Here is a 20960-nt window from a genome sequence, read left to right on the forward strand (position 1 = left end):
CTTTTGGAAAATAAAGCAGCACTTAAATTAATCGATAAAATCCTGAAAGATCTTGATAAAACAGGTATTAATACAGATACATTAATTAGCGATATTAAAGAATTAAGAACTTATGCTTTAGAAGAGCAAATTCCTTTAGTTGTAAAGGTTCTTAGACTGACTTACGAACACATTGAAGAAAATGATTCGTTTTTAATACCAATGCTTGTTGATGATGAAGATGATGTAGTTGTAATAGAAAATGAACCTGTAGAAAGCTTGAAATATTTAATTGCGCTTATTAAGAATTTGAATAACAAAATAAATATATCAGATTTAAAAGAGTACAGAGATCTTTTAAATAACTACTAATTAGGATCAGTTCTGATTTTTATAAATTAAAAAAGCCTTAACAAATTTTGTTAAGGCTTTTTTTGGTTTAGTTTAATGTTTAGTTAGAATGTATTACCCATTCATGGATATTAAAAACTCTTCGTTGTTTCTAGTTTGTTTGAAACGCTCGTTAATGAATTCCATAGCTTCAACGGGGTTCATATCCGCAAGGTATTTGCGCATTACCCACATACGTTGTATGGTGTTTTCATCTAATAATAAATCGTCGCGACGTGTGCTTGAAGATGTTAAATCAATCGCAGGGAAAATACGACGGTTCGATATTTTTCTATCCAACTGAAGTTCCATGTTGCCAGTTCCTTTAAATTCTTCAAAAATAACCTCGTCCATTTTAGAACCAGTTTCGGTAAGTGCGGTAGCAATAATAGTTAATGAACCACCATTTTCAATATTACGAGCAGCACCAAAAAAACGTTTTGGTTTGTGAAGTGCATTGGCATCAACACCACCACTTAATATTTTACCAGAGGCAGGTTGTACGGTGTTATAAGCTCTTGCCAAACGGGTTATTGAGTCTAAAAGAATCACCACATCATGACCACATTCTACCAAACGTTTTGCTTTTTCAAGAACGATATCAGCAATTTTAACGTGCTCGTGTGCTTCTTTATCAAACGTTGAAGCAATCACCTCGCCACGTACATTACGTTGCATATCGGTAACCTCTTCCGGGCGCTCATCAATTAATAAAATCATTAAATACACTTCTGGATGATTGGCTGCAATAGCGTTGGCAACATCTTTAAGTAACATGGTTTTACCCGTTTTAGGTTGCGATACAATCATACCACGTTGTCCTTTTCCAATTGGAGCAAACAAATCCATAATTCGTGTAGAAATGGTGCTTTGTTTTTCAGCTAAATTGAATTTTTCTTTTGGGAATAACGGTGTTAAATGCTCGAAAGATACGCGGTCTCTTACCACTTCTGGTTTCTGACCATTAATTTTTATTACCTTAATTAAAGGAAAATATTTTTCTCCTTCTTTAGGAGGTCTTACGTTTCCTAAAACAGTATCGCCTTTCTTTAAACCGAATAAACGAATTTGCGATTGCGATACATAAATATCATCAGGAGACGATAAATAATTATAATCCGATGAACGTAAAAATCCATATCCATCTTGCATAACATCTAAAACACCTTCACTTTCAATAATAGCATCAAATTCAAAATCTGGTTCGCGGTAGCGATTTCTATTATCTTTATTTCCTGCATCCACATTTACATTACCATTTTTTTGGTTTTTGTGTTGATTCTGATTTGGATTTTGCTTCTTTTGAGGTTGATTCGGCTCTCTTTTTTGATTCGCCGGTTTTTGTTGGTTGTCGTTTGTGCGTTCTTTCTGAACTCTAGGTTTAGGCGTATGAACAGGCTTTTTGTCTTCTTTAGTTTCTTGAGGCGTTTGCTCTGTTTTTTCAACAGGAGGCGTCGCTGCTTTTTCAACTACAGGCTTTTGCTCTTGTTGTTTGGCAGGCGTATTTCTAACAGGTTTTACAACACGTTGTCTTGGTTTTTTAACTTCCTTTTTTTCAGGAGTTGACGCAGCTTTTGGTGTTGGTTCTATAACTGCTTCAACCGCTTTTGGGTTAGCAGCTTGATGATCTAGAATTTGGTAAACTAAATCAGCTTTTTTTAACGAACGGTACTTTGGAACGTTCAATTTTTGTGCAATCTCTTGTAGGTCAGAGAGTTTCTTTTCGTTTAATTGTGAAATTTCAAACATAAATGTTTATAGGATATGTGTTTTGACTTTGACTTTGAGTTGTTCTGAAAAAATATGATATTTTATTCTGAAGAATTAACAACCTCTATGCGTGGTTGTTGAGGATTATTACTGCAATTATACAACTTTATTTTAATAATTTGCATTTATTTTTCAAAAGAAACTATTATTTTTGCCACAAGTATTTTAAATATATATGTTACAACGCATTCAAACCGTATACCTTTTATTCGCAGCTATCGTTTCAGCTGGGTTAATATTTGTATTGCATTTATGGGTTACCAATGAAGACGTTATTGTATATGCAAAAGATAATTTGTTGTATTTAGGTTTATTTCTTGGGTCGGCATTAGTATCGTTAATAACCATATTTAAGTATAAAAACAGGAAGTCACAGTTTATGCTGGGGCGACTTAACATCATATTAAACTTTATTTTACTAGGATTTTTTGTGTATCAATCTCTAAAAGTATCTGGAGAAACGGCGGTTTCTGAGAAAGGTATTGGGATGCTTCTTCCTATTGTTTCTATCGTATTTTTGGCCCTAGCCAATAAGGCCATCAAGAAGGATGAAGATCTCGTAAAATCTGTAGATCGATTGCGATAAAGCCTTATATCTTAGTAGTATTAGTGCGTTAAAAAACCCAAAGTGAAAGCTTTGGGTTTTTTTTATGATGCCTCCCTTAATCCCTCCAAAGGAGGGAAACACTCAACTCTTAAAAATATATTTCTCACGAAATAATATACAGTAAGAGTAAGCAGGTTCTTCCCTATGGGAAGGATTTGGGATGGGATTTTTATTTTATTTCAACAAGTTCTAAATCGAACGTTAAATCGTGTCCTGCTAACGGGTGGTTAGCATCTATAATAATATGATCTTCATGCACTTCTGCTACACGAAATTGAACTTCGGTACCGTCAGGATTTTTTGAAGCTAATCCCATACCAACTTCAGGGGCCATATCCTGTGGTAATTGGTCTTTCTTTACTTCATGAAATAATTCTTGTTGTACACCGCCGTAAGCTTCAGCTGAAGGAATAATAATTGTTTTTTTCTCATTTACCTTCATGTTTACCACGCCTTTTTCAAAACCAGGAATCAACATACCTTGGCCTAAAGTAATTTCTAACGGCTCTCTTTCTAGTGAACTGTCAAAAATTTGACCATTGCTTAATTTTCCTGTGTAATGAACTCTTACGGTATCATTTTCTTTTACTTGACTCATAAATAACTATGTTTTCTGTTTTTAAATAGCCGCAAAACTACAATTTATGGATAGAACACCATAATCTGAGCCAATTAATACGGCGTTTTGGGGAAATATTAACATATAAGATGAGATAATAGTTGAATGTTTTGTCATTACGAGGTACGAAGTAATCTGTTAATTATCAACTCCAATTCATGAGATTGCTTCGTACCTCGCAATGACGTAAAACAATAAATAGAATATAGTTTTATTGGAAATTAGGTTCATTTAAAACATATTTAAAAATTACTTCGGAAACTCAATAACCTCTAAATTATCAATTTTAGTACCATCAATAGTAAAACGAAGCATGGTTCGTACCTTATGGAAACCGTGTTTTCCAACAGCTCCAGGGTTCATATGCAATAAATTTAATTTTTTATCGGGCATTACTTTTAAAATGTGTGAATGTCCACAAATAAAAAGTTTTGGTGGGTTTGCTCTAATGGCTTCACGAACGCGCATATTGTAGGCGCCTGGGTAACCTCCAATGTGGGTAATCCAAACATCGACGCCTTCGCACATAAACCTGTTGTTTTCTGGGAATTCACCTCTTATTTTAGCTTCATCTATATTTCCCCAAACGGCACGCAAGGGTTTTAATGCTTTAATAGCATCGGTTATTTTTAAATCACCAATATCGCCAGCATGCCAAACTTCATCGGCCTGTTTTACGTGTTTTAGAACGGCATCGTCTATATAGCTGTGGGTGTCCGAAAGTAAAAGTATTTTGGTCATTAATTAATAACTGAAGTTTTTGTTGATAAAGTTATAAATAATAGTTTAAATAGGTTTTGAATTGATGGCGAAGAATTTTCTTTGACTTTATCAGAAAAAAGCCCTAAATTCGTTTAACAACCGATAAAGTTTATTAAAACGGAACTTTATTTTTGCTTTACCCAACATTTGAGAAAACCGAAAAACTGAACAAATAATATTTTATGAAATACTTAATTGCACTTTTATTAATTACAAACCTTTCTTTTAGTCAAAAATGGTCAAAAACTGAATTGACTGACTTTGCTTCAATTGAATTTCCGAGTACGCCTGAAAAAACTAATTCTGACGGAGTTACCTATTATTCGACCTCGGATGACATTGGAGTGTATATGGTAATGATTAAAGATTTAGGAAATCCAAGAATAACAAAATCTGGATTGCCTAAATTTTATCAAGGAGTTATATCTGGTGCGTTAAAATCTGTAAATGGAGAGTTATTAGAAAAGAATGAATTTGAATCAAACGGAATTAAAGGTATAGAGATATTATATACAGCAAACTCTAATTCTCAACTGCCTGATTTAAGACACAAACGAATTATTGTTGCAGATAATTATGTTATAAGTTATGAGTTCTGGACATTTAAAGAAAATGAACAATTATCATTAATTAATAAAGACAAATTTCTTAATTCAATTTCTATAACAACAGAAAAAGGAATTGAACCAGAAAAAAAAGAAACCAATTCTGCTTATGAAAGTGGTTTTGCGGTTGGGCAAATAGTTTTTTATTTGCTTATAATTGGTTTAATAATTGGTGGAATTTTATTAATACGAAATCGGAACAGAAAAAAAAATAAAAACGTTGGGTAACACCGGTAGCCGTTGCACAACTCTTTTTTTTAAATAAATCGATGATTTTAAAATTGTTTTAAAATAAAAACCGCTAATAATCAAATGGTTATAATTTAGTCAAACTTGGTAAAATGGCTTTTTGATTAATTTTATGGTTGTGCAAGAGCCACACCGTATATAAAAAATTGCTATTTTTAGCTCAACCAATGTTAGTTGTTTTGTTTGCTAGCATCTGATTTTCCTTCGGAAAATCCTCGCACACAAGCACGTAACTTAAGATATACATCAACAGATATACATCAACGTTAAACGAAAAACTTCAAAAAAAAACTAAATTCGTTTAAAAGTGAAATTTAAAATTTTAAAACTTAGACCTATGATAGATGTTTTTAGAGGTAATGTAAATGATACCATGATTATTAGAAATTTATTGGAAAGCGAAAATATTCAAGTTTTCGAAGCGAATCAACTTATGGCTAGTATTGAACCAGTTGCGGTTAGTTCGGGTGGATTTAATGCTGTAACGCTTAGAATCAATGAAGAAGATTTTGAAAAGGCAAAAAAAATTCTTGATGACTTCTACAAAGGAAATTTAAGCTTAGATTAATCGAAGAGACTTGTCTATAAAAGGAACTATCATAAGGCAGGACGCTCACATAGCAAACAAGTGCGTTAGGGATTGTAGCGGCATCCTTTTTAAAATTTGATAGTTATTTAACAAAGTGAGAAACTGATATTTGGCAGATGGCTTCGTCCTTCGTCCTCGCCATGACGTTTTAAAAAGATATAGCGAAAAGCCCGACCCTATTTGGGGTAACGCCAAAAAAATATTTTTATCTTTTAATATTTTATTAAGATGGATGCTTTCGCAGGAAAGCCAAAACTGCCTATCTTTGTTGCTTCAACAAAAGTGAAAACATCTTGCGATATTTTATAGAACTTTCTTATAATGGTACGGCTTATTTTGGGTGGCAAAAACAGCCCAAAGTTATTTCGGTTCAGGAAGTTATTGAGAGAGGTTTGTCGTTACTTTTAAAGGAAACGGTGACGATTATGGGAGCGGGCAGAACTGATACGGGCGTGCATGCCAAACAAATGTTCGCTCATTTTGATACTGATGTGGTTTTTAATGAAGCCGATTTGGTTTTTAAACTTAATTCGTTTTTACCCAAAGATATTGCTATACAATCTGTTTTTAAAGTAAAACCTGATGCACATGCGCGCTTTAATGCGTTAAGTAGAACGTATTTGTACCGAATAAGCATGCAAAAAAATGTGTTCAATTTTGATAATGCCTATTTTGTGAAACAGGTTTTGGACGTTGAAAAAATGCAGGAAGCTTCGAAAATTTTGTTTCAGTATACCGATTTTCAATGTTTTTCGAAAGTGAATACCGATGTTAAAACCTTTAATTGCGAGTTGATGCAAGCGGACTGGTTTTTTGAAAATAACGAACTTCATTTTGTGATTAAAGCCGACCGCTTTTTGAGAAATATGGTGCGTGCCATTGTGGGCACTATGGTACAAATTGGTTTGGGTAAATTGCAGGTAGACGATTTGCACCACATAATAAAATCTAAAAATAGGAGTGAGGCTGGGTTTTCGGTGCCGGCACATGCCTTATATTTAACAAAAATTGAGTACCCGAACGATATAAAATTATAATGACTAAAGCGAAAGAAAATATTTTTGATTTCACGCTGTTTAAGCGACTGTTTCAATATATAAAACCTTATAAAATCATCTTTTTTAGTTTGGTGGCTTTGGTTATTTTGTTGGCTATTTTAAGTACGGCAACACCTTATATTACCAAATATGCTATTGATAATAGTATTGCGGTGAAAGCGCCAAAAAGCTTTTTGTTTTATGTGCTTATTATGTTTGCTGTTTTAATTTTTCAAACCATTTTTCAGCTGGCTTTTATTTATTATGCGGCTTGGTTGGGGCAAAACTTGGTGAAGGATGTGCGTGTAAAACTGTTCAACCATTTGCTAAGTTTTAAAATGAAGTATTACGATACTTCTTCGGTAGGCGTGCTAATTACTAGAGCGGTGACCGATATGGAACGTATTGCCGATATTTTTGGTCAGGGTTTGTTTACCATTTTCAGGGATTTACTGGCTATGATTGTGGTTTTTGGGGTGATGATTTACATTAATTGGCGCTTGAGTTTAATTGTTTTTATTATGCTTCCGTTGTTAATGTATGCTACCAGAATTTTTCAAAAGTATATGAAAGTGACTTTTGAAGAAGTTAGAAATGAAGTTTCTAATTTGAATTCGTATGTGCAAGAGCGTATAACGGGCATGAAAATTCTACAACTATTCACGCGTGAAGCTATTGATTATAAAAACTTTACTGTTATAAACGAACGCCATAAAAAAGCTTGGTTAAAAACGGTTTGGTATAACTCTATTTTCTTTCCGTTGGCAGATTTGGTGTCGTCTATAAGTATTGGTTTGGTAGCTTGGTATGGTGGTTTAAATATTGTTTTGAAAGGCACCGATGTGTCGCAAGGTGATTTAATTGCATTTGTGATGTTTATCCCCATGTTGTTCCGTCCCTTACGCCAAATGGCCGATAATTTTAACACACTACAAATGGGTATGGTGGCTGCAACCCGTGTTTTTAAAATTTTGGATACGACGTCACAAATTGATGATAATGGCACACATGTAGCTGAACATTTCAAAGGAAACATCAATTTTAATAAAGTGTTTTTTAATTATGTTGAAGATGAAACTGTTTTAAACGGTATTTCTTTTGATGTAAAACAGGGTGAAACCGTTGCCATTGTTGGTGCTACGGGTGCCGGTAAATCGACTATTATTAATTTATTAAATCGTTTTTATGAAATTAAAGATGGTGTGATTTCTATTGATGGAATGGATATTAAGCAAATAACTTTAGAATCGTTACGTACTCAAATTGCTGTGGTTTTACAAGATGTGTTTTTATTTGCCGATACTATTTTAAATAATATTACTTTAAATAATGCAGATATTACCGAAGCCCAAGTAGAAGCTGCTGCTAAAGACATTGGGGTACACGATTTTATTGCGAGTTTGCCTGGTGGTTATCATTATAATGTGAAAGAACGTGGTGTAATGCTATCTTCGGGTCAGCGGCAACTTATATCGTTTTTACGTGCTTATGTTACCAACCCAAGTATTTTGGTATTGGATGAAGCCACATCTTCCGTCGATTCGCATTCCGAACAACTCATTCAAAATGCGACTGATAAAATGACCAACGGTAGAACCTCCATTGTGATTGCACACAGATTAGCCACCGTTAAAAAAGCAGACAAAATTATTGTGATGGATGCTGGTGAAATTGTGGAAGAAGGCACCCATGCGCAACTTCTTAAAAAAGAAAAAGGCTATTATAAAAACTTGTATGAAGTGCAGTTTTTAAAGGAAGAAGTTATTTAAAAAGGACGAATTAGGATTTTATATCTGACTATTCTTCGTTGAAATTTGAAAACTCATTGGTTTTTAGGTGTTTAGAAGGCGCTCAAAGTGATACACAAATATATTTTATGGAGTCTTAATTTTTTTTGAGTTTTAATATTAAGGAAGCAATCAAAATTAAACTTACTAAAATAACTAGTCCTTGCCAAAAAGGTGTCGGGTTTGAGATTGTTAACGGATTTGTATCTCCCATTAAAACCAAACCTGCCCAAAATTGGGGAGAAAGAGATTTACCTTTTGTGTTTTTAATATAGGTGAGTTTTGCTAATCTTAGAGCCTCATCTTTTGGTCTTCCATCACTTATGTATCTATAAAAATGTTCAATTATTTGATTGGTTGATGGCTCGTCTGCCTTCCACAAGCTGGTTAAAATACTTTCACTGCCTGCGTAATTAAAAGCATGTGCTAACGCTATCATGCCTTCGCCAGCTTGATAACTTGGTTTTTCGGTTTCGCACGCTGTTAAAATGGCTATATTCGAATTTAAATTGGTGTTGTAAATTTCGAAGGCGTATAACGAGCCATCTTCACTGGGGTCTGAAATATTTTTTGCAAAAATTAAACGTGATAACTCTGGGCTAATATTGTTGGATTCTGCGTGGGTACCAATATGGATAATTTTATGTTCGTTGGCATTTTTCTTAAAAGTTTTTTCGGTAGCATTTTCATTTAAAAAATAATCACCATCAAAAAGTCTGGCGCTTATTTTAGCCAAACCTACATTAAGCGGTTGTTGTTGCAATTCGAGATATGTTTTATCTAAATGGATGGAATCTGTAATAGCCAATTTATAGCTTTCCTTCATTTTATCGTTAAATTCTGGTGCGAAAGCAACGAAGTTATTTTTGTATTTTGTTGTATTTTTATTTTGTTCCAATAAATACAAACTGTAATTGTAAGTTATATTGTATTTGGCCAAAAGGCTCTTTTTTCCAAGGTCTTTAAACGATTTTATTTTAGTTGGCGTTAGTATTTCAAAACTTAAATTATATAAGTTCCCATCGGGTATAATAACAATGTTTTTTGTAGTTATTTCTTTAACGAATGGTTGCCATAAAGCTTGGTATAATTCAAATAATAAATCGTTTGTTTTTGGAAGTTGATATTGATTTTTTTTAAGTTCTTGAATATGATTTTTAACCGATTCATAATCTAATTTGAATAATTTCAGACTATCTTGTCTAATAATGAATACATACAAATGGTCATCAATAAAAAAGTATCTTAAAACCGTAACGTTTGGAGCTACTTTGTCTTTTAAATAATCTAAAGATTCACCAATAGAACCATAGCGCATTTTGTAATATTTCGGATATTCTTTTTTAATTGTCTTTAAAAATTGAGGCCATTCCTTATTGCTTTCAATAGCAGCTTCTGGATTATCTTCTCCTTCAACTTTAATATTTAATTGACTACGAATACTGTTTTCTTTGTCAATAATTTTTTTAGGGACATCGGCAAAATAGATACCATTATTAATGTTCAATCGTGTTCTTATTCTGTTGTAGAAAGCAGATTCATTTAGTTTAATCAGCTCGTTTAAATACTTGGGATTTTTAGTTAATTCGTATAATTTCATGTTTAATTTTTTAGCAAAATCAAATACATCATTATTATACTCAAGCAAGGTGTTTACACTTTTTAAAGATGAAATAACAGATTTTCTGCCTTCAATAATTAATAGGGCTTCGTTAACTTCCAGTAATAAATTTTCTAAATAGGCTTTGGAAGTCTTATTTTGTTCAAAATATAATTTGGCTACCTCTAAGTTTAATTGGCTTAGTAGTAACTTGTTTTTTGTTGCCTTAGAAATGTCTTTTGAAAGTTGAATAGCCTTATCAATGGGTTCGTTTTTTAGAATAGATACGCTTCCTAAATCATAAATATAATGAACTAAAGTGTCGTAGTTTTTTTGATTTTTGAAGTCGTTAATTTGGGTTGTTAATTCGGTTTCAGCTTTTAAAATGTGATTTTGTTCAATAAGTGTTTTTATATAATTTATATCCTTTGGTTTTTTCGCTTGCGCGGAAAATGTATTGCAGCAAAGCATAGCTATAAAAAATAAAAGCACATATTTTAAATGATGATTCATAGGTTGTTTTTCAATTTTGAAATGATGGCTTTACACTGTGTTTGGTTGCTTTTCTTGAAGTGTTTTATGGTTTTTATTAATTGTTCGAGACTTGAGTATTCGGTTTGAAGTGTATCGTTCTTTTGCATAGGTTGGTAAAAGCAGGAGAAAGATACACTTTTTATGTTATAATTTTATTTTCTTTTTTTGTTCTAATTTAACGGCATCAATATCTATTTTTTTTATCTAATAAGGGCCATTTTCAATTTGAATTTTTAAAAAATAAAGTTGATAGATTGCGGGTTTTCCTCAATTACGTGTCGTTTATTTATGCTAAATTTGTTGAAAAATAATCCTGATTTTTTGTAAAAAAACTTAATAAAAAAATAGAAAAATGAAAAAAGTAACTTGTGTATTTATCTTTTTATCAATGTTAAATATTTATGGTCAAGATACAGGGACAGCCTCGGTTGAGGATAAAGTTTTTGGTGTAGAAGTCGGTCTATTTGGTGTTTGGGGAAATTACGAAACAAAATTAACGCCCTTAATAGCATTAAGAACAGAGTTCGGATTGGATTTTGGTTTTAGAAAGGGTGTTTTTACAAACAACGAATCCGTATTTGCGTTTATTCCGAGTGTTTCGCTAGAACCTAGATGGTACTACAATTTAAAAGGCAGGGTTAAAAATGATAGACCTATTAATGGAAATACAGGCGCATTTTTATCTTTTAAAACACAATATTACCCAGACTTGTTTGTAATATCTAATAAAGATGTATCTGTTAACCAAACCATAGGCTTCATGCCAAAATTTGGTTATAGAAAAGTTTGGAATGAGAATTTTAATTACGAATTTGGAATTGGTATTGGCAGATCTATAAATCTAGATTATGATTACTGGGATAGTACTGCTGAATTGGTTATTAGGGTAGGTTATGTTTTTTAAAAAATGATGTGTTTAAGCCAAATCCTTTTTAATCATTAAATTTAGTTGGGTATTATCATCAAAAACAACAAACTCACCATCTTTAAAATAGGAAATTGTTCCTGTTTCTTCACTTACTGCTAAGGCTAAAGCATCGGTTTTCTCGGTAACTCCAATAGCTGCCCTATGGCGTAAACCAAAACGTTTCGGAATTGATTTTTCATTATTTAAAGGAAGAATAACTCGGGTTGCTTTTACAATATTGTTGCTAACAATAATGGCTCCATCGTGTAACGGACTGTTTTTAAAAAAGATGCTTTCAATAATAGGCTGAGTTACTTTTATATTCATTTCATCGCCTGTGGTAGTCAAAAAATCCAAATTATTATTACGTTCAAAAACAATTAAAGCACCCGTTTTTGAATTTGCCATTTTTATACAAGCAGATAGGATAGCATCTACATTTGTTTCGTCGCTGGTTTCGGTTTTTAAGAATTTAAATTGTTTAAAAATTTTCCCTCGTTTACTAAAGTTCGTAGAACCAACCATTAATAAAAACTTCCTGATTTCTGGTTGAAACACCACAATAAGAGCAATAATTCCCACTTTCATAAACCCGCCAAAAATACCCGAGAGCAATTCCATATTTAAGAAATTGGTAAGTTGCCATACGAGGTAAATAATGATGATACCAATAAAAATATTAATAGCTACAGTACCTTTAACTAGTTTGTAAACATAGTAAAGTAACAGTGCTACCAATATAACATCTATAACATCGACAACAGAGAATTTTAGAAGGTCATTAAAAATTTCCAAGGCTGAAGGTTTTGGTAAAATTAGTGAAATAACATCAATTAGAAATGAATTCGTTATTTGATATGGTAATATTCTTTAAGTTTAAATTTAACACCATGTATTTGAATGAAATATAGTCTTGAAACGTTAAGTTTTGATTAAAACATAAAATTATTTCAATGGGTTCTGCTTCATTAGCGAGTACCGTTTTGATGTGTTTTTCAAAATTAGATGTATTTAAAACCACTTCGCTTAAATCAAAAAGAGGGAATTCTGCGTAGATTTCTTTTGAAGTATTAAAATCAATTTTCATTTTGTTTGAAAAGTCCAAATTTGAATTTGCCGATACAAAATCGTTAAACGGTTCTTTGTAATAAATGGTATTTGTAAACTCAATAAACCCTAAAGTAGTTTTACTAGTATTGTTACAAGTGAAATAATTTTTGGAATTCTCGTTTTTATGACTAGAATTTTCTTTTTTTTCTTGAAGGAACTTAATGTGCGGAATAGCTTGTTTTAGCGTAAGGCGTTTATCAACATTTATTAACCAATTTGTTGAGCTAATAAGGTTTTTTCTATTTAATTCAACACTGTCTGCTTCGGTTTCGTTATAAAATAAATAAGCAGGAGAAATGTCGTTGATTTTGGAAATTTCAGATTGTTTTATTTCTGGAAGCTGAAGCACTTTGTCTTTTCCGCAAGAAAAAATAAATAGTGATACTAATAAAAGTGTAATAAATCTCATATTAATTTTTTAAAGATTCTACTAGTTTGATGGTTTCCACAGCTTCTTTTACATCATGAACACGTAAAATTGAAGCTCCTTTTTGTATTGAAACGGTGTTTAAAACGGTTGTGCCATTTAAAGCTTCATGAGCAGTTGTTTGCAGTGTTTTGTAAATCATCGATTTTCTGGAAACACCAATTAATAGTGGTTTTTCAATCATTTTAAAAAGTTCCAGTTTGTTTAGTAGCTCAAAGTTCTGTTCTAAAGTTTTTGCAAAACCAAAACCAGGGTCAATAATTATGTCAATAATACCCAAAGCTTTTGCTGCAGCAATTCTTTCAGAAAAATAAAAAAGAATTTCTTTGGTGATATTTTCATAATAAGTGTTTTGTTGCATGGTTTGTGGTGTGCCAACCATGTGCATCATAATGTAAGGCACTCTTAAATTAGCAACCGTTTGTAACATGTTTTCGTCCAGTTTTCCAGCAGAAATATCATTAATTAAAGCAGCTCCAATCTCAACGCCCTGTTTGGCAACTGTACTTCTAAAAGTGTCAACGGAAATTAAAGTTTCAGGAAATTCTTTTAAAACTAATTGGATTCTAGGTAAAATACGATGCAACTCTTCAGTTTCAGAAACCGGATCTGCATTGGGTCTCGAGCTGTAAGCGCCTATATCAATAAACGTAGCGCCATCATGAAGCATCCGTTCTACATGCTTTAAAATTGCGGTATCATTTTTATACTTGCCGCCATCAAAAAAAGAATCGGGTGTCATGTTTAAAATCCCCATCACTTTTGGCGATGAAAAATCAATCAATTTACCTTTGCAATTTATAGTCATTTATGGTTTTAAATTCTAATTTTAAAGTTCAAAGTTAAGATAAATAACTAAAATTATGCATGGACTTGAAACATTGAACTCGAAACATTCAACTTTAAATTGTCAAAGCTTTGAACTTTAAACAATTTAAGCGAAATTTACACAAAATTCAATGTATTACATGCAAGATACTTCAAAACAATATGATGCTGTTATAGCTACCTGTAAAAGTTTATTTGAAAAAAAAATGTCCGATTACGGTTGTGCATGGCGCATTTTACGTTTACCATCTCTTACCGACCAAATTTTTATTAAAGCGCAACGCATTCGCGGACTTCAACAAAATGCGGTTAGAAAAGTAGATGAAGGTGAAGCAAGTGAGTTTATAGGTATTATAAATTACAGTATTATGGCATTGATTCAATTAGAAAAAGGCGTGGTTGAACAACCTGATTTGTCTAATAAAGAAGCCACCGAATTATATGAAAAACACGTAGCCATTACCAAAAAACTGATGGAAGATAAAAACCATGATTATGGTGAAGCCTGGCGCGATATGCGAGTGAGTAGTTTAACCGATTTAATTTTACAAAAACTACTGCGTGTTAAGCAAATAGAAGATAATAAAGGAAAAACATTAGTTAGTGAAGGTATTGATGCCAACTACCAAGATATGATTAATTATGCAGTGTTTGCATTAATTTTACTTGGGTAAATTAATGCAAATTCCAAAAGTCAATCTATAAATTCCAAAAAAAAGAAACAGTTCTTAAACCATGATTAACTTAGAAGATAGAACTTATCAATTTGCAAGAGACTGTCGTTTATTGGTGAAGGATTTAAAAAAAACAATTTTCAATGTTGAAGATGGAAAGCAATTAGTAAGATCTTCAGGATCTGTTGGAGCTAATTATATTGAAGGAAATGAAAAACTTGGGGATAAGGATTTAAAATTTAGAATTAAAATATCAAGAAAAGAAGCAAAAGAAAGTGAATATTGGCTTAAATTATTAGGAGATTTGAATTTAGATGAATCTGAAAGGATACAAAAATTAACAAATGAAGCTAATGAGTTGAGAAAAATACTTTCAGCAATCATTAATAAATTAAAGTAAATATATAACTTGAACGAAAGGTATGGATTTTGGATTTTAGTTTTTTGGAATTTGGAATTTAGTTTTTTGAATTTTACTCTTTTGGAAGTTAGTTTTTTAAATTTTTAAATTTTATGAAGTTATTAGTAAGCTTATCAAGAATTTTAGTAGGTATTTTATTCATCATTTCCGGATTAATAAAATTGAATGACCCACTTGGGTTTTCATACAAATTACAGGAATATTTTAGTCCAGACGTTTTAAACATCCCGTTTCTAGAACCGTACGCTTTAATAATTTCTGTGCTGGTCGTGGTTTTTGAAGTGGTTTTAGGTGTGTTTTTAATTATTGGATACAAACCTAAATTTACAGTTTGGAGTTTGTTGTTAATGATTGTGTTTTTCACATTTTTAACCTTTTACTCAGCGTATTTTGACAAAGTGAAAGATTGTGGTTGTTTTGGTGATGCTTTAAAATTGACTCCATGGGGCACTTTTACTAAAGACGTGGTGCTCTTATTTTTTGTTTTCATATTATTTTTTGGGGTAAAACACATCAAACCAGTATTCAGTAGTTTGCAAACCACCATTTTAGCTCTTTTAAGTTTTATTTTTAGTTTTTGGTTGGGATACCATGTATTGATGCATTTGCCCGTAGTAGATTTTAGAGCATATAAAATAGGGAATAATATTTCAGAAGGGATGTCTATACCCGAAAATGCGCAAAAACCTGTTGTAGAATATTATTGGAAATTTAATGTGGATGGTGAAGAAAAAGTAATCACTACAAATGGTTCGTATCCAGATGTTAAAGGCGATTTTGTAAGTGTTGATTCTAAAGTTATCGATGAAGGTTATATGCCTCCAATTTACGATTTTTCTATTGAAAATTCTGAAGGAGACGACTTAACAGAAAAATTTCTTTCAGAAGAAAAACTAATTTTGGTTGCTGCTTATAATATGGAAACTATGGAAAAAGCAGGTGCAGAAAAATTAAAAACCATGTCTGATGCCGCTTTGAAAAAAGGTTATAAAGTAATAGGTTTAACCGCATCTGGTGAAGCCGTGAAACAAAAAATAATAAAGAAATACAATTTAAATTTCGACTTTTATTTATGCGATGAAAAAGCAATAAAAACCATAGTACGTTCTAATCCTGGAATTTTAGAAATAGAAAAAGGGACCATTAAACAAAAAGTACATTGGAATGATTTGGATGATTTGAAGTTGTGATTTTTCAGCTACAGTCACAGTCACAGTCACGGTTTTCAGTCTAACAATCAACAAATAAACAACTCAACAAATAAACTATTTGATAAGCTATATCCTAAATAAAATTACATACGCACTACTCACATTATTTGGGGTAGTTACCGTTATATTCTTTTTATTCAATGTGTTACCTGGAGATCCTGCGCAAATGATGTTGGGACAAAATGAGGGCAGCGACCAATTGGCCATAGTAAAACAAAAATATGGTTTCGATAAACCCATCAGTACACAGTATTTTTATTATTTGAACGATTTATCGCCCATATCCTTTCACTCAAAAAATGAAAGCGATTATACCTTTTTAAAAACAGGAAAATATTCTGCAGTTCCATTATTTTCAATAGGAAATACCACAACGGTTTTAAAGTTTCCGTATTTAAGGGAGTCATTCACCAAACAAGGAAAAAAAGTGACTCAGGTTTTAGGTGAAACCTTGCCTAATACCTTTGTTTTAGCAGTTTCTGCGATTATAATCGCCATGTTCATAGGTATTATATTAGGTATTGTTTCAGCATTGTATAAAGACCAGTGGCTCGATAAAACCATTCAAATATTTAGCACTTTTGGTATGAGTATTCCATCGTTTTTTAGCGCCATTTTATTTGCTTGGTTCTTTGGCTTTGTATTGCATAAATATACCCATTTGGAAATGACGGGAAGTCTTTTTGAATTGGACGATTTTGGCGAATCAAATCACCTAAAATTAAAAAATCTAATTCTGCCAGCTATCGTTTTGGGTATTCGCCCTTTGGCAGTTGTTATTCAATTGATGCGAAATTCATTATTGGAAGTATTCAACCAAGATTACATTCGAACCGCCAGGGCAAAAGGGTTAAGTGAATATCAAATTATAAGAAGGCATGCTTTAAAAAATGCGTTAAACCCTGTGGTAACAGCCATTTCTGGTTGGTTTGCTTCCATGTTGGCAGGAGCCGTTTTTGTAGAGTATATTTTCGGTTGGAACGGTTTAGGAAAAGAAATTGTAAATGCCTTAAACACATTGGATTTACCTGTGATTATGGGTTCGGTTTTAATAATTGCGCTATTATTTATCATAATCAATATTTTTGTAGATATAATTTACGTTTGGTTAGACCCTAAAGTAAAACTTCAGTAAATTTGCATCTTCTAAAAATAAATTTTAAGTATATGAAAATAAAATTTATGGTAATCTTGTTTTTGAGTGTTTTAAGTTGCAAAGCACAAGAAGAAACACCAATTGTATTTTCAGAAGCAGCTCTAAACGATACATTTGTAACATTAGAAGGCACTACAACAACATTCAAAGCTATTTTGGAAGCCAATAGAGGAAAAATGATTGTCGTAGATGTTTGGGCCTCTTGGTGTAGTGATTGTATTAAAGGCATGCCAAAAGTGAACGCCTTACAAAAAGCGAATCCCAATGCGACCTATATATTTTTATCCTTAGATAAAACTCAGGATGCTTGGAAAAAAGGCATTAAAAAATATAAAGTAAACGGTCAAAATTACTTTATGCAATCTGGTTGGAAAGGCTCTTTTGGAGAATTTATAAAGCTAGATTGGATACCAAGATACATGGTTATGGATGAAAATGGCAACATAAAATTATTCAAAGCCATTGAAGCAGACGATGAAAATTTAAAAAACACATTATAAATATTTAATAAAAATCCCTTCCATTAAAGAAGGGTACATTAAAAATGAGAAAACAAATAGTAGCAGGAAACTGGAAAATGAACAATGATTTAGCGCAAACTGAAACGCTAATTACAAACTTAAAAGGTCAAGTTAAAACCACTAAAGCAGAAGTAATGATTGCCCCAACGTTCACCAACTTATGGCAAGCTTACCAAACGTTAAAAGATACTGAAATTGAGGTTATTGCTCAAAACATGCATTTTGCGGAAAGTGGTGCTTATACAGGAGAAATTAGTGCAAGCATGCTTAAAAGCGTAGGTGTAAAAACCGTTATTTTAGGACATAGCGAGCGCAGAGAATATTTTGGTGAAACCGATGAAATTTTAGCTAAAAAAGTAGATGCAGCCTTAACAAATGATCTACGTACAATTTTCTGTTTTGGTGAGGTTTTAGCCGATAGAAAATCTGGAAACCACGAAGCCGTTGTAGAAAGCCAAATTAAAAATGCTTTATTTCATTTAGATGCTTCAGCGTTTAAAAACATCGTGTTGGCTTACGAGCCTGTTTGGGCCATTGGTACGGGCGAAACAGCAAGTCCAGAGCAAGCCCAAGACATGCACGCATTCATCCGTAAAACGTTGGCTAATAAATATGGTGCCGATGTAGCAAACAACATGTCTATTCTTTACGGCGGTAGCGTAAAACCAAACAACGCACAAGAAATTTTTGGAAAACCAGATGTAGATGGTGGTTTAATTGGTGGTGCTGCGCTTAATGCAGACGACTTTTTCGCTATTGTAAATGCATTTTAAGTAATACATCAGCTAAAATAAAATAAGGGCGTTACCCCGAAAAAATCGGGGTTGCGCTTTTTGTAACATTCTTTTTAAACGTCATTGCGAGGATGAAGGACGTGGTAATCTGCCAATTTTAAGTCTTTACAATGGTAGTTTTATCTAAGTTTTAAAAAGAACTTTCACTTCAAATGCGAAGCATTCACGATTTCAAAATTTAAAAATAAAATGGATGAGTAATTGCTAACGCAAATTAAAACAAATTACCATATTCATATATCAAAAATCGTAATTCATCATGTCCAACATCATATATATAGGTTACGACTTTAAAGTAACCCCATTACAACCTGGAGTTGAAATTCTTATTGCAGAGCTTGGTTATGCCGGTTTTGAAAGTTTTGTTGAAACCGAAGACGGAGTAATAGCATACATTCAAAAGGAAGAATGGAATAATGAAATACTTAATGATGTTCAAATATTAAATTCCGAAGAATTTAAAATCGATTTCACATTCAACGAAATTGAACAAACTAATTGGAATGAAGAATGGGAAAAGAATTTTAACCCGATTGTTGTGGATGATGTTTGTTCGGTACGTGCACCATTTCACGAAAAACCAAATACAAAATACGATATCATTATTGAACCAAAAATGAGTTTTGGTACAGGGCATCACGAAACTACCCACATGATGATTCAGCATATTTTAAAAAATGATTTCACAAACAAATCGGTTTTAGATATGGGTTGTGGAACCGGTGTTTTAGCCATTTTAGCCGAAATAAAAGGCGCAAAACCTATTGATGCTGTAGATTATGATAACTGGTGCTATTTAAATAGTATTGAAAATGTAGAACGCAATAATTGTAAAAACATTACAGTTATAGAAGGGGATGCAAGCGTTTTAAAAGGAAAAAAATACGATATTATAATAGCAAACATCAATCGTAATATCTTATTGAACGATATGGAAGCTTATGTGTCGTGTTTAAACAAAGGGGGACTCCTATTTTTATCCGGATTTTATAACGATGATATTCCAGTAATACAAGAAGTGTGCGAAAAGTATTTGTTAAAATTTGATGAAAAATTAGAAAGAAACCATTGGGTTGCTCTAAAATTTTTAAATTAGTAAAAACTTTTGCAAAATGAGTACTAAAGAAAAAACATCTGAAGAAGTACTACTTCAAGAAGAAGTACTTACCCAAAATGAAATTGTGTTGCATAATGATGATGTTAACACCTTCGATCATGTTATAAATACACTTATTTATGCATGCGACCACACTGCAGAACAAGCAGAACAATGCGCTATGTTGGTGCATTATAAAGGCAAGTGCACCGTAAAAACAGGTTTGTACGACGATTTAAAACCACGTTGCACGATGTTGCTTGAGGCTGGTTTAAGTGCCGAAATAATTTAATTATTCATTCTGCCAATAGCACAGCTTACAAAAGATTTTGCTTTGGTAGTTAAGGCATTTTTTTCTCCCACAGTAGGATAACCAATATTATGCAATAAATCTTTTGCTGTACTTATCGTTTCTTCATCTTCATAATTAAATGAAACGGTATTATTTTCATTATTTACAACAACCTCATCAATGCCTTTTAAGGCTGATAATTTGGTTGTAATGGTGTTTGCACAACCGTGACATTTTAAATTCTGAATTTCAAAAGTGGTATTCATCTATTTTGTTTTACAAGTGTTTATTCCGAAAAGAGTATAAAGTGGACAAAAACTAATGAAACTTGTTAATAAAAATATAATAGCAAAAGCCATTAAAATGTAAGCTAAAGTTCCTTCAACAATATCGAAATAATATAATAATGCAATAATAATAGCAATAAGAACTCTTATACTTTTATCTGCTGTTCCCATGTTTTTTTTCATAGTTGTAATAAATTAGTTAAACAGTAATCTTAAACTATATTTCTGAAGTCTATCAAAATTACAAAACAAAAAAATAGAAAGCTAAAAATTAATGGGGCAATTTACTTTTTAAAATTCCGTAAACAAATGTTCCTAACATAGCGGCGGCAATTACAATAAGCATACTGTAAACTCCGGTGCCTAATAAAATATATAACGGACCAGGACAAGCGCCAATTAGTGCCCAGCCAAGTCCGAAAATAGTACCGCCAATAATATAGCGAACAAAACCGTTTTCTTTTTTGGGAACAAATATTTCAGCACCTTTAAATCCTTTTATAAACCCTCTTTTAGAAACTTGAAGAAATATAATACCGGTTATAATGGCAGTTCCAATGATGCCATACATGTGAAATGATTGAAACCTAAACATTTCGTAAATTCGATACCAAGATACTGCTTCAGATTTAACTAAAATTATTCCGAAAAGCATTCCTACTAGTAAAAATTTTAAATATTTCATTTATTTAGTTTTATTGTTTTTAA

25 protein-coding genes are annotated in these 20960 nt (G+C 32.3%); 15 read left to right on the plus strand and 10 right to left on the minus strand.

The annotated features are described in order from the left end of the window. Positions 1–3 precede the first annotated feature (3 nt). On the plus strand, positions 4–351 hold the full coding sequence (locus EV196_RS15025; RefSeq protein ID WP_132218588.1) for a hypothetical protein: 348 nt from the start codon (positions 4–6) through the stop codon (positions 349–351). Positions 352–444: 93 nt separating this feature from the next. On the opposite strand, the gene rho is transcribed toward EV196_RS15025, so the two are convergent. Next, positions 445–2118: a transcription termination factor Rho gene (gene rho / locus EV196_RS15030; protein ID WP_132218589.1), complete on the minus strand. Its 1674-nt coding sequence runs from the start codon at positions 2116–2118 to the stop codon at positions 445–447. 196 nt (positions 2119–2314) lie between these two features. Here rho and EV196_RS15035 point away from each other — a divergent pair, with 196 nt between their 5' ends. Then, positions 2315–2725, plus strand: coding sequence for a DUF4293 domain-containing protein (locus EV196_RS15035; RefSeq protein WP_132218590.1), 411 nt, complete (start codon positions 2315–2317; stop codon positions 2723–2725). Between the two features lie 190 nt (positions 2726–2915). Here the strand turns inward: EV196_RS15035 and EV196_RS15040 are convergent, their stop codons facing one another. Beyond that, entirely contained in the window at positions 2916–3344 is a 429-nt protein-coding gene (locus EV196_RS15040) for an FKBP-type peptidyl-prolyl cis-trans isomerase (protein ID WP_132218591.1), read from the minus strand. Between the two features lie 270 nt (positions 3345–3614). Beyond that, positions 3615–4106 carry a metallophosphoesterase family protein gene (locus EV196_RS15045; RefSeq protein WP_132218592.1) on the minus strand — a complete coding sequence of 164 codons (492 nt, stop codon included), beginning with the start codon at positions 4104–4106 and terminating at the stop codon, positions 3615–3617. 203 nt (positions 4107–4309) lie between these two features. On the opposite strand from EV196_RS15045, the gene EV196_RS15050 reads away from it, so the two are divergent. The 4 genes from EV196_RS15050 (at position 4310) to EV196_RS15065 (ending at position 8376) form a co-directional block, all read left to right on the plus strand. Then, positions 4310–4960, plus strand: coding sequence for a hypothetical protein (locus EV196_RS15050; RefSeq protein ID WP_132218593.1), 651 nt, complete (start codon positions 4310–4312; stop codon positions 4958–4960). Between the two features lie 328 nt (positions 4961–5288). Beyond that, positions 5289–5549, plus strand: a complete 261-nt coding sequence (locus EV196_RS15055; RefSeq protein WP_165876176.1) for a putative signal transducing protein — start codon at positions 5289–5291, stop codon at positions 5547–5549. Positions 5550–5863: 314 nt separating this feature from the next. Next, positions 5864–6607, plus strand: a complete 744-nt coding sequence (gene truA, locus EV196_RS15060; protein ID WP_132218595.1) for a tRNA pseudouridine(38-40) synthase TruA — start codon at positions 5864–5866, stop codon at positions 6605–6607. Beyond that, complete coding sequence (locus EV196_RS15065; protein WP_132218596.1) at positions 6607–8376, plus strand: ABC transporter ATP-binding protein; 1770 nt, start codon at positions 6607–6609, stop codon at positions 8374–8376. The genes truA and EV196_RS15065 overlap by 1 nt, the downstream gene beginning before the upstream one ends. Positions 8377–8491: 115 nt before the next feature. Here the strand turns inward: EV196_RS15065 and EV196_RS15070 are convergent, their stop codons facing one another. After that, the gene (locus EV196_RS15070) at positions 8492–10507 is read right to left on the minus strand and encodes a CHAT domain-containing protein (RefSeq protein WP_132218597.1); all 2016 of its coding nucleotides are present in this window, start codon (positions 10505–10507) and stop codon (positions 8492–8494) included. A gap of 373 nt (positions 10508–10880) precedes the next feature. Between EV196_RS15070 and EV196_RS15075 the strand changes: the two genes are divergently transcribed. Continuing rightward, positions 10881–11432, plus strand: coding sequence for a hypothetical protein (locus EV196_RS15075; protein WP_132218598.1), 552 nt, complete (start codon positions 10881–10883; stop codon positions 11430–11432). Positions 11433–11444: 12 nt separating this feature from the next. On the opposite strand, the gene EV196_RS15080 is transcribed toward EV196_RS15075, so the two are convergent. Genes EV196_RS15080 through folP form a run of 3 tightly spaced genes read right to left on the minus strand, consistent with a single transcriptional unit; the run spans position 11445 to position 13780 of the window. Beyond that, the gene (locus EV196_RS15080; protein ID WP_132218599.1) at positions 11445–12230 is read right to left on the minus strand and encodes a diadenylate cyclase; all 786 of its coding nucleotides are present in this window, start codon (positions 12228–12230) and stop codon (positions 11445–11447) included. Positions 12231–12264: 34 nt separating this feature from the next. After that, on the minus strand, positions 12265–12954 hold the full coding sequence (locus EV196_RS15085; RefSeq protein ID WP_132218600.1) for a hypothetical protein: 690 nt from the start codon (positions 12952–12954) through the stop codon (positions 12265–12267). A gap of 1 nt (position 12955) precedes the next feature. Further along, a complete protein-coding gene (folP, locus tag EV196_RS15090; RefSeq protein WP_132218601.1) occupies positions 12956–13780 on the minus strand; it encodes a dihydropteroate synthase in 825 nt (274 codons plus the stop codon). Positions 13781–13940: 160 nt separating this feature from the next. Here folP and EV196_RS15095 point away from each other — a divergent pair, with 160 nt between their 5' ends. The 8 genes from EV196_RS15095 (at position 13941) to EV196_RS15130 (ending at position 19965) form a co-directional block, all read left to right on the plus strand. Continuing rightward, positions 13941–14474: a DUF1599 domain-containing protein gene (locus EV196_RS15095; RefSeq protein WP_132218647.1), complete on the plus strand. Its 534-nt coding sequence runs from the start codon at positions 13941–13943 to the stop codon at positions 14472–14474. A 61-nt stretch (positions 14475–14535) separates the two neighbouring features. Then, entirely contained in the window at positions 14536–14874 is a 339-nt protein-coding gene (locus EV196_RS15100; RefSeq protein WP_132218602.1) for a four helix bundle protein, read from the plus strand. Between the two features lie 113 nt (positions 14875–14987). After that, positions 14988–16085: a BT_3928 family protein gene (locus tag EV196_RS15105; RefSeq protein WP_132218603.1), complete on the plus strand. Its 1098-nt coding sequence runs from the start codon at positions 14988–14990 to the stop codon at positions 16083–16085. A 79-nt stretch (positions 16086–16164) separates the two neighbouring features. After that, complete coding sequence (locus EV196_RS15110; RefSeq protein ID WP_132218604.1) at positions 16165–17241, plus strand: ABC transporter permease; 1077 nt, start codon at positions 16165–16167, stop codon at positions 17239–17241. 32 nt (positions 17242–17273) lie between these two features. Then, positions 17274–17762, plus strand: coding sequence for a TlpA family protein disulfide reductase (locus EV196_RS15115; protein WP_132218605.1), 489 nt, complete (start codon positions 17274–17276; stop codon positions 17760–17762). Positions 17763–17806: 44 nt separating this feature from the next. Next, positions 17807–18556, plus strand: a complete 750-nt coding sequence (gene tpiA, locus EV196_RS15120; RefSeq protein WP_132218606.1) for a triose-phosphate isomerase — start codon at positions 17807–17809, stop codon at positions 18554–18556. A 280-nt stretch (positions 18557–18836) separates the two neighbouring features. Continuing rightward, the gene (gene prmA / locus EV196_RS15125; protein ID WP_132218607.1) at positions 18837–19673 is read left to right on the plus strand and encodes a 50S ribosomal protein L11 methyltransferase; all 837 of its coding nucleotides are present in this window, start codon (positions 18837–18839) and stop codon (positions 19671–19673) included. A 16-nt stretch (positions 19674–19689) separates the two neighbouring features. Continuing rightward, a complete protein-coding gene (locus tag EV196_RS15130) occupies positions 19690–19965 on the plus strand; it encodes an ATP-dependent Clp protease adaptor ClpS (protein WP_132218608.1) in 276 nt (91 codons plus the stop codon). On the opposite strand, the gene EV196_RS15135 is transcribed toward EV196_RS15130, so the two are convergent. The 3 genes from EV196_RS15135 to EV196_RS15145 all read right to left on the minus strand — a co-directional run bounded on the left by EV196_RS15135 (position 19962) and on the right by EV196_RS15145 (position 20937). Next, positions 19962–20231, minus strand: a complete 270-nt coding sequence (locus EV196_RS15135; RefSeq protein ID WP_132218609.1) for a heavy-metal-associated domain-containing protein — start codon at positions 20229–20231, stop codon at positions 19962–19964. The genes EV196_RS15130 and EV196_RS15135 overlap by 4 nt on opposite strands. Continuing rightward, positions 20232–20435 (minus strand): YgaP family membrane protein, encoded by a 204-nt coding sequence (locus EV196_RS15140; protein ID WP_132218610.1) that lies wholly within the window; start codon positions 20433–20435, stop codon positions 20232–20234. It abuts the gene before it with no gap. 88 nt (positions 20436–20523) lie between these two features. Continuing rightward, a complete protein-coding gene (locus tag EV196_RS15145; protein WP_132218611.1) occupies positions 20524–20937 on the minus strand; it encodes a DUF6691 family protein in 414 nt (137 codons plus the stop codon). Positions 20938–20960: the final 23 nt, after the last annotated feature.

Origin of the sequence: Mariniflexile fucanivorans, assembly GCF_004341235.1 — a bacterium.
Lineage (GTDB): Bacteria > Bacteroidota > Bacteroidia > Flavobacteriales > Flavobacteriaceae > Mariniflexile > Mariniflexile fucanivorans.